Consider the following 8,752-nt stretch of genomic DNA (forward strand, 5'->3'; position numbering starts at 1 on the left):
CGCCACCCGCGCCGCCAGCGCGACCGACTCGGCGCCGGCGCGGTCGCCGGCCTCGGCCAGCAGCGCGTCGCGCGACTCGAAGTGCGCGTAGAATCCGCCGTGCGTCAGGCCCGCCTCTTTCATGATGTCGGCCACGCCGGTGCCGTCGTAGCCGCTGCGCCGGATGGCGCGCGAGGCCACCTCCACGATGCGTTCGTGGGTGGCTTCCTTGCGGCTGGCGGTTGCGCGTTTGGTCGGTTTCGATTCCATGATGGTCATCATATATTATTTTTGACCACCGTGCACGCGGCCGCTAAAAAACACGCTTGACATGGGTGCCGTCTTTGACAATACTATACCTTATGGTTAAGTATAACGATTCCCAGCTGGACCTGATCTTCGCGGCGCTGTCCGACGCCACGCGGCGCGGCGTGCTGGCGCAGCTGGGCGACGGCAGTTGCACCGTCACGGAGTTGGCGCAGCAATACGAGATGTCGCTGCCCGGCTTCATGAAGCACCTGGCCGTGCTGGAAACAGCCGGCCTGATCGCCCGCTCGAAGGAGGGACGCGTGGTGCGCTGCGAGCTGCATGCCGCGCCCATGCAGGACGCCGCCATGTGGATCGCCCATTACCAGCGTTTCTGGACCGGCCAGCTCGATGCGCTGGGACGCTATCTCTATCACCAGGAGGAAATCGCATCATGCCCACCGCCGAACAGCCCGCCCAAGTCAGCCTCCGGCGGGTCTACCCCGTCGCCCCCGAAAAAGTCTGGCGCGCGTGGACCGACCCGCAAGCGCTGAGCCAGTGGTTCGGCCCCGGCGAGGCCTCGCTGACCAGGGCGGACATCGACCTGCGCGAAGGCGGCCAGTACCACCTCGCCTTCACCGGACCCGACGGCGGCCTGAACCAGATGACCGGCGTGTACCAGGAAGTGCGGCCGTTCACGCGGCTGGTGTTCACCTGGGCCTGGCACAGCACGCCGGAACGGGTGTCGCGCGTCAGCATCGACCTGGCGCCGGTGGCCGAAGGCACCGAGCTGCGCTTCGTGCACGACCGCTTCTTCGACGAACAGGCGCGCATCAACCACGAGCGCGGCTGGGCGTTTTTCTTCAGCAGTCTTGATCGTTTCTTACAGGAGGTGTGAAATGAAATACCAGGGAAGCTGCCACTGCGGCAGAGTGAAGTTCGAAGCCGAAGGCGAGATCACCTCGGCCATGTCCTGCAACTGCTCGATGTGCCAGCGCAAGGGCACCTTGATGTGGTTCGTGCCGCGCCCGGAGATGCATCTGCTGACGCCGGACGACAACGCCAGCACCTATCTGTTCAACAAGCATCTGATCAAGCACCGCTTCTGCCCCATTTGCGGCATCTCGCCCTACAGCGAGGGCGTGGCGCCCAACGGCGAGACCATGGCGGCGATCAATATCCGCTGCATCGAGGGCATCGACCTGGACGCCATCCCTGTCAAGCACTACGACGGCCGCTCGATTTAATCCGCTCCGTTTGCGGCGCCCTGGCCCGCGCACTGGCCGGCCGCAAGGACAGCCTGCCGGGCTATCGCCTGTCGGCGGTGGCGATAGACGATCCGGCCGTGGTCGCCACCGGCGGCAAGACGCAGCATCCCATCGTGTCCCGCAGCGGATCGCCGGACGACATGGTGGCCGGCGCGGTGCTGGCGGTGACGCCCGACGAGCTGCACGATCCGGACCGCTACGAGGTGGCGGCCTACCGCCGCCAGAGCGTCACGCTGGCCTCGGGCACGCTGGCCTGGGCGTATGTGGACGCGCGCGACGCGCCGCCCAGCGCCAGCTGACGGCGGCGGCAATAAAAAAGGGCAGCCTCGGCTGCCCTTTTTGTTACCTCACCACGCTAGATTCAGACCGCTGCAATCGCCGCGTTGAACGTTGCGCTTGGACGCATGACCGCTTCGGTCTTGGCTGGATCAGGGTAGTAGTAACCACCGATGTCCATGGCCTTGCCCTGCACCGAGTTCAGCTCTTCGACGATCTTGGCTTCGTTGTCGGCCAGCGTCTTCGCCAGTGGCGCGAAGTAGGCTTGCAGTTCAGCGTCCTCGGTCTGCGCCGCCAGCGCCTGCGCCCAGAACAGCGACAGGTAGAAGTGGCTGCCGCGGTTGTCCAGCTCGCCGGTACGGGTCGATGGCGACTTGTTGTTGTCCAGCAGCTTGCCGGTGGCTTCGTCCAGCGTCTTGGCCAACAGCTTGGCCTTGGCGTTGCCGGTCTTGATGCCCAGGTCTTCCAGCGACACCGCCAGCGCCAGGAACTCGCCCAGCGAATCCCAGCGCAGGTGGTTCTCTTCCACCAGCTGCTTGACGTGCTTAGGCGCCGAACCGCCGGCGCCGGTCTCGTACATGCCGCCGCCGGCCATCAGCGGAACGATCGACAGCATCTTGGCGCTGGTGCCCAGTTCCAGGATCGGGAACAGGTCGGTCAGGTAGTCGCGCAGGATGTTGCCGGTCACCGAGATGGTGTCCAGGCCGCGGAAGGCGCGTTCCAGCGTGTAGCGCATGGCGCGGGTCTGCGACATGATCTGGATGTCCAGGCCCTTGGTGTCGTGGTCCTTCAGGTAGACCTGCACCTTCTTGATCACTTCGTTCTCGTGCGGACGGTAGCTGTCCAGCCAGAACACGGCAGGCATGCCGGAGTTGCGGGCGCGCGTCACGGCCAGCTTGACCCAGTCGCGGATCGGCGCGTCCTTGACCTGGCACATGCGCCAGATGTCGCCCGCTTCCACGGTCTGGGTCAGCAGCACTTCGCCGGTGGCCAGGTCGGTGATGTTGGCGGTGCCGCCTTCCGACACTTCGAAGGTCTTGTCGTGCGAGCCGTATTCCTCGGCCTGCTGGGCCATCAGGCCGACGTTCGGCACGGTGCCCATGGTCTTCGGATCGAAGTTGCCATGCCATTTGCAGAAGCCGATCATCTCCTGGTAGATGCGGGCGAAGGTCGATTCCGGCATCACGGCCTTGACGTCCTTCGGACGGCCGTCGGCGCCCCACATCTTGCCGCCGATGCGGATCATGGCCGGCATCGACGCGTCAACGATGATGTCGTTCGGCGAGTGGAAGTTGGTGATGCCCTTGGCCGAGTCGACCATGGCCAGTTCCGGACGGTTGGCGTGGCAGGCGTGCAGGTCCTTGAGGATCTCTTCCTTCTGCGAGGCCGGCAGCTTCTCGATCTTCTCGTACAGGTTGGCCATGCCGTTGTTGACGTTCACGCCCAGTTCATCGAACAGCGCCTGGTGCTTGGCGAAGGCGTCCTTGTAGAAGATGCGCACGCAGTGGCCGAACACGATCGGGTGCGAGACCTTCATCATGGTGGCCTTGACGTGCAGCGAGAACATCACGCCGGTCTTGAAGGCGTCGTCGATTTCCTTCTCGTAGAACTCCAGCAATGCCTTTTTGCTCATGAACATGCTGTCGATGATCTCGCCGGCCTGCAGCGCGACCTTCGGTTTGAGCACGATGGTCTTGCCGGAGTCGGTGATCAGTTCCATCTTGACATCGCGCGCGCGGTCCAGCGTCATCGATTTTTCGCCGTGGTAGAAGTCGCCGTGGTGCATATGCGACACGTGGGTGCGCGATGCCTGGCTCCACTCGCCCATCGAGTGCGGGTGCTTGCGGGCGTATTCCTTGACCGCCTTCGGCGCGCGGCGGTCGGAGTTACCTTCGCGCAGGACCGGGTTGACCGAGCTGCCGATGCACTTGCCGTAGCGGGCTTTCAGGGCTTTTTCCTCGTCGGTCTTGGCTTCTTCCGGATAGTCCGGCAGCTTGTAGCCGCGTGCCTGCAACTCGCGGATGCAGGTCATCAGCTGGCCGACCGAGGCGCTGATGTTGGGCAGCTTGATGATGTTGGTGTCGGCGAGCTGGGTCAAGGCGCCCAGTTCGGCCAGGGTGTTCGGAACCTTCTGCTCTTCGCTCAGGTATTCGGGGAACTCGGCCAGCACCCGCGCCGCCACCGAGATATCGCTGGAGGTCACGTCTACACCAGCCGATGCGGCGAACTTCTTGATAATAGGCAGCAGCGAATAGGTCGCCAGCATGGGCGCCTCATCGGTCAGCGTGTAGATGATTTTAGATTTCTGTGTTGCCATGTTCATTCCATGTCATGCGGGCGATACCCGCCGATTGAATTCTCTCCGTTTCGGATTACAAGATGATGTGTCGTAATCCGGCAACGGCCCCAGACTGCATTTTAGACCTGTTGGCGGCACATGCCCAGAGGCGGATACTGCGTATGGTTTTTTTGTCCACGGCAAATGCCAAAAGAACACGCACTTAAGTTGCCGCAAAGCATCAATTCTGCAACTAAAAGTTTCAAACATTGATCCCCGTACATATTTCATTGTTGCAGCAGTGTTGAAAGTGATTATGTGAGAGATTCCGAGCCGCACCGGGCAACTAAGATCGTGGAAGCGTTCCACCAAATTCTCATTTGGATATTTGGACTGCATATATGCCCTTAAGGAGGCGATATGAAATTTCAGAATTGGACCATAGCAAGCCGGCTGGGACTGGGTTTTGGCCTGTGCGCCGTGTTTTTGCTGGTGATCATCGCGTTGGCCCTGAACAGCATGCGCCAGATCCAGGGACGCCTGGAGGAGATCACCAAGATCAACGACGTGGAAACCAAGCTGGCCCAGACTATGGACCTGACGGTTACAGAACGCGCGCTCGCCACGCGCAACCTGATCCTGCTCAAGGAAGACAAGGAAATCCAGATCGAGGTCAACCGCATCGCCGAGCAGGAGAAGAAATACGGCGCCGCGCAGGACCAGCTGAGCCAGATGTTCACCAAGCTGGCCGGCACCTCGACCGAGGAAAAGGAATTGCTGGACCAGATCCGCAAGCAGGCCGAGCAGGCCACGCCCTTCGTCCAGCGCGCCGCCGCGCTGGCGCTGGAGCAGAAGCAGGACGAGGCCTACAAGCTGCTGCGCTATGAATTCCGGCCGGTGCAGAAGCGCTGGTGGGAATTGCTGCGCAAGCTGATCGCGGTCGAGGAGAAGCAGAACACCGAGGCGTCCGAGGCGGCCGAAGTGGCCTACGGCCAGGCCCGCACCGTGATGCTGGTGATGGGCTCCCTGGCGCTGGTGACCAGCGTGCTGGCGGCCTGGCTGATCACGCGCGGCGTCACCCGCCAGCTGGGCTGCGAGCCGTCCGAGGCGGCCGAGATCGCCGGCCAGATCGCCGCCGGCAACCTCACCGTGCGGGTCGAGCCCAAGCACGGCGACGAGAGCAGCCTGCTGTACGCCATGCGCTCCATGCGCGACAGCCTGGCGCGCATCGTCAACCAGGTGCACGCCAGCACCGAGACCATCGCGGCCGCCGCCGGCCAGATCGCCTCCGGCAACCTGGACCTGTCCTCGCGCACCGAGCAGCAGGCCAGCACGCTGGAGGAGACCGCCTCGTCGATGGAGGAGCTCACCAGCACCGTGCGCCTGAACACCGACCACGCGCGCCAGGCCAACGGACTGGCCGAGTCGGCCTCGGACGTGGCGGCCAAGGGCGGCGCCGTGGTGGCCCAGGTGGTCGACACCATGGCCGCCATCGACGTCTCGGCGCGCAAGATCGTCGACATCATCGCGGTCATCGACGGCATCGCCTTCCAGACCAACATCCTGGCCTTGAACGCCGCCGTGGAAGCGGCGCGCGCCGGCGAACAGGGGCGCGGCTTCGCGGTGGTGGCCACCGAGGTGCGCAACCTGGCGCAGCGCTCGGCCGCGGCCGCCAAGGAGATCAAGGACCTGATCGGCGACTCGGTCGACAAGGTGCAGGCCGGCAACCGGCTGGTTGAACAGGCCGGCTCGACCATGCACGACGTGGTTTCCAGCGTCAAGCGCGTCACCGACATCATGTCCGAGATCATGCAGGCCAGCCAGGAGCAATCGTCCGGCATCGAGCAGATCAACACGGCGGTCACGCAGATGGACGACGTGACCCAGCAAAACGCCGCGCTGGTGGAGGAAGCGGCGGCCGCCGCGCACGCGATGCAGGACCAGGTCAACAGCTTGAACGAGCTGGTCAGCGTATTCCGCACCGAGGCCCCGGCCGCGCGGCCGGCGCTGCAGCGGGTGGCGGTGGCGGTGCCGTCGGCCATGCGGGCCCCGGCCCTGACGGCGGGGCGCGCCCCGGCCAAGGTCGACACGCAAGAGTGGGAACAATTCTAAACCGGAGGAATGGCAATGGGTAAGCTGGACAAAATCGACGACACGGCCGGGCGCGCCACGCCCCACATCTTCTGGCATGGCAGCCAGGTCGCGCCCGAGGCGCGCTGGCGGCAGGCCGGGCAGCGCGCCGCCACCATCTGGCTGACCGGCCTGAGCGGCGCCGGCAAGTCGACGCTGGCCAGCGCGCTGGAGGACAAGCTGGTGCACGCCGGCCACCCGGCCTACGTGCTTGACGGCGACAACCTGCGCCACCACCTGAACCGCGACCTGGGCTTCTCGCCGGCCGACCGCCAGGAAAACATCCGCCGCAGCGCCGAGGTGGCGCGCATGATGAACGACGCCGGCCTGATGGTGATCTGCGCCTTCATCTCGCCGCTGCGCCAGGACCGCGAGATGGCGCGCCAGATCATCGGCGAGGACAACTTCCTCGAGACCCACATCAGCACCGCGGCCGAGGTGTGCGAGGCGCGCGACCCCAAGGGCCTGTACAAGAAGGCGCGGGCCGGGCTGATCCCGGAATTCACCGGCGTGTCGGCGCCGTACGAGCCGCCGCTGGCGCCGGCGCTCTCGCTCGACACCGGCATGCTGTCGCTGGAGCAGTCGTGCGACCGCCTGTTCCAGCAGCTGGCGCGCCGCTTCGTCTGAGCACGCCATGACGCACCACGACGTCTTCAACGGCGACGCCGACGGCATCTTCGCGCTGCACCAGCTGCGCCTGGACACGCCGCTGCAGGCCGAGCTGATCACCGGCGTCAAGCGCGAGATCGAGCTGCTGCAGCGGGTGCCGCACGGCTGCCAAGGCCAGGTGACCGTGCTGGACATCTCGCTCGACTGCAACGCCGCCGCGCTGCGCCGCGTGCTCGACGGCGGCGCATCGGTCGCGTATTTCGACCACCACTCGGCCGACTGCGCCTTCACCCACCCGCGCCTGCGCCTGCACTGCGACGGTTCGCCCGAGGTGTGCACCAGCATCCTGGTGGACCGCCACCTGCGCGGCCGGCACCGGCCGTGGGCGGTGGCGGCGGCCTTCGGCGACAACCTGGCCGGACCGGCGCAGCAACTGGCCGACAGCCTCGGGCTGGACGCCGCCGCGGTGGCGGCGCTGGCGCAGCTGGGCAAGGTGGTCAACTACAACGCCTACGGCGAGAGCGAGCACGACCTGCACATCGCGCCGGCCGCGCTATACCGCGCGCTGGGCGGCTACGCGCAGCCGCTGGAGTTCATCGCCGGCAGCGAGATCTACCGCATGCTGTGCGCCGGCTACCGCGACGACTGTGCGCGCCTGCAGGGCCTGCGCCCGCACGCCGAGCACGACGCCGGCGCGGTCTACATCCTGCCGGCCAGCCCTTGGGCGCGCCGCATCAGCGGCGTGCTGGCCAACCAGCTGGCGGCCGAACGCAGCGGCGCCTCGTTCGCCGTGCTCAACGAGCGCGACGACGGCAGCTACCTGGTCAGCGTGCGCTCCGGCGCGCCGCTGGCCCACAGCGCCTGCGGCTTCTGCCAGCAATTCGACAGCGGCGGCGGACGCAAGGCCGCCGCCGGCATCAACCGCCTGCCGGCGTCCGAGCTGGGCCGCTTCATGGACAGCTTCCGCCGCTACTTCACCACCCCGCACGACCTTATCCTTCAGAAAGAATGACCATGCAGAACACTACCAGCAGCCCGCGCCCGCGTCCGGCGATGATGATCCCGCTGCGCCGCTGCGGCAGCCACGCGCTGCGGCTGCGGCTCAACATGTCGCCGCAGTTCTACTCGCCCTACCCGCTGCACATCGTCGACATGATGCCGCTGCTGCCGCTGTACGGCGACCTGCGCGACGACCGCGCCTACTTCAACCTGGTGGTCGACGTGGTCGGCCTGCAGGCGGTGAGCATGGTCAAGTGGCCGGAGATGGTGTTCGATCCGGTCGAGATCTTCGAGACGCTGCGCAACCAGCCGCGCAGCATCCACCGGGTGGTGTGGGAACTGCTGCTGCGCGCGGGCGAGAAACAGGGCGCGCGGGTGGTGATGGACAAGTCGCTCGACAGCGTGCACTACGCGCAGGAGCTGATGACGCTGCTGCCGGACATGGTGTTCGTCAACGTGGTGCGCGATCCGCGCGCGCAGGTGGCGTCGATGAACCGCGCCATCATCCACGACTTCGACACCCTGCTCAACGCCGAGACCTGGCTGGCCGCGCACCAGGCGGCCGACCGCGTGATGCAGCAGTGGCCGGAGCGCGTGCTGACCATCCGCTACGAGGACTTCCTGTCGCAGCAGCAGCACACGCTGGAGGCGCTGTGCCAGTTCCTCGGCATCGAGTTCCTGCCGCAGATGCTGGACGTGGCCGGCTCGCGCGAGGCGCGCCAGCTGTCGCAGATGTCGGCGCTGTGGTCGTCCAACTGCTACCCGCCGATCGCCGCCAACATCGACAAGTTCAAGCAGCAGCTGACGCTCGACGAGATCAACGTCATCGAGACGCTGACCGGCGACTACATGGACCGCTACGGCTACACCCGGCTGGCGGCCGGCGACGCGCTGCTGACGCCGGCGCGGCGCGAGCAGGCCGCGGTCAAGTCCGCGGGCGGGCGCGAGCAGGCCTGGCGCGACCTCG

Annotated in this window: 10 protein-coding genes; 8 read left to right on the forward strand and 2 right to left on the reverse strand. The window is 65.8% G+C overall.

Features of this window, described 5'->3' with window-relative positions:
• On the reverse strand, window positions 1-261 hold a 261-nt coding region (locus GTP90_RS33635), incomplete at its 3' end, for a TetR/AcrR family transcriptional regulator (protein WP_161087592.1).
• 80 nt (window positions 262-341) lie between these two features.
• Between GTP90_RS33635 and GTP90_RS33640 the strand changes: the two genes are divergently transcribed.
• The 4 genes from GTP90_RS33640 to GTP90_RS33655 are packed head-to-tail and all read left to right on the forward strand — an operon-like array spanning window position 342 to window position 1,792.
• Complete coding sequence (locus GTP90_RS33640) at window positions 342-779, forward strand: ArsR/SmtB family transcription factor (protein WP_161087593.1); 438 nt, start codon at window positions 342-344, stop codon at window positions 777-779.
• Complete coding sequence (locus GTP90_RS33645) at window positions 680-1,123, forward strand: SRPBCC family protein (RefSeq protein WP_161087594.1); 444 nt, start codon at window positions 680-682, stop codon at window positions 1,121-1,123. Before GTP90_RS33640 ends, GTP90_RS33645 begins: the two co-directional genes overlap by 100 nt.
• 1 nt (window position 1,124) lies before the next feature.
• Entirely contained in the window at window positions 1,125-1,472 is a 348-nt protein-coding gene (locus GTP90_RS33650) for a GFA family protein (protein ID WP_161087595.1), read from the forward strand.
• Between the two features lie 32 nt (window positions 1,473-1,504).
• Window positions 1,505-1,792 carry a gamma-glutamylcyclotransferase gene (locus GTP90_RS33655; RefSeq protein WP_256369129.1) on the forward strand — a complete coding sequence of 96 codons (288 nt, stop codon included), beginning with the start codon at window positions 1,505-1,507 and terminating at the stop codon, window positions 1,790-1,792.
• A 62-nt stretch (window positions 1,793-1,854) separates the two neighbouring features.
• On the opposite strand, the gene GTP90_RS33660 is transcribed toward GTP90_RS33655, so the two are convergent.
• On the reverse strand, window positions 1,855-4,086 hold the full coding sequence (locus GTP90_RS33660) for an NADP-dependent isocitrate dehydrogenase (protein ID WP_161087596.1): 2,232 nt from the start codon (window positions 4,084-4,086) through the stop codon (window positions 1,855-1,857).
• A 381-nt stretch (window positions 4,087-4,467) separates the two neighbouring features.
• Here GTP90_RS33660 and GTP90_RS33665 point away from each other — a divergent pair, with 381 nt between their 5' ends.
• The 4 genes from GTP90_RS33665 to GTP90_RS33680 all read left to right on the forward strand — a co-directional run.
• Complete coding sequence (locus tag GTP90_RS33665) at window positions 4,468-6,159, forward strand: methyl-accepting chemotaxis protein (protein WP_161087597.1); 1,692 nt, start codon at window positions 4,468-4,470, stop codon at window positions 6,157-6,159.
• 15 nt (window positions 6,160-6,174) lie between these two features.
• A complete protein-coding gene (cysC, locus tag GTP90_RS33670) occupies window positions 6,175-6,804 on the forward strand; it encodes an adenylyl-sulfate kinase (RefSeq protein WP_161087598.1) in 630 nt (209 codons plus the stop codon).
• A gap of 7 nt (window positions 6,805-6,811) precedes the next feature.
• Complete coding sequence (locus GTP90_RS33675) at window positions 6,812-7,798, forward strand: hypothetical protein (protein WP_161087599.1); 987 nt, start codon at window positions 6,812-6,814, stop codon at window positions 7,796-7,798.
• Window positions 7,799-7,800: 2 nt separating this feature from the next.
• Window positions 7,801-8,752, forward strand: a 952-nt coding sequence (locus tag GTP90_RS33680; protein ID WP_254452169.1) for a sulfotransferase family protein, incomplete at its 3' end; no start/stop codon positions are given.

This window comes from Duganella vulcania (assembly GCF_009857655.1).
Lineage (GTDB): Bacteria > Pseudomonadota > Gammaproteobacteria > Burkholderiales > Burkholderiaceae_D > Rugamonas > Rugamonas vulcania.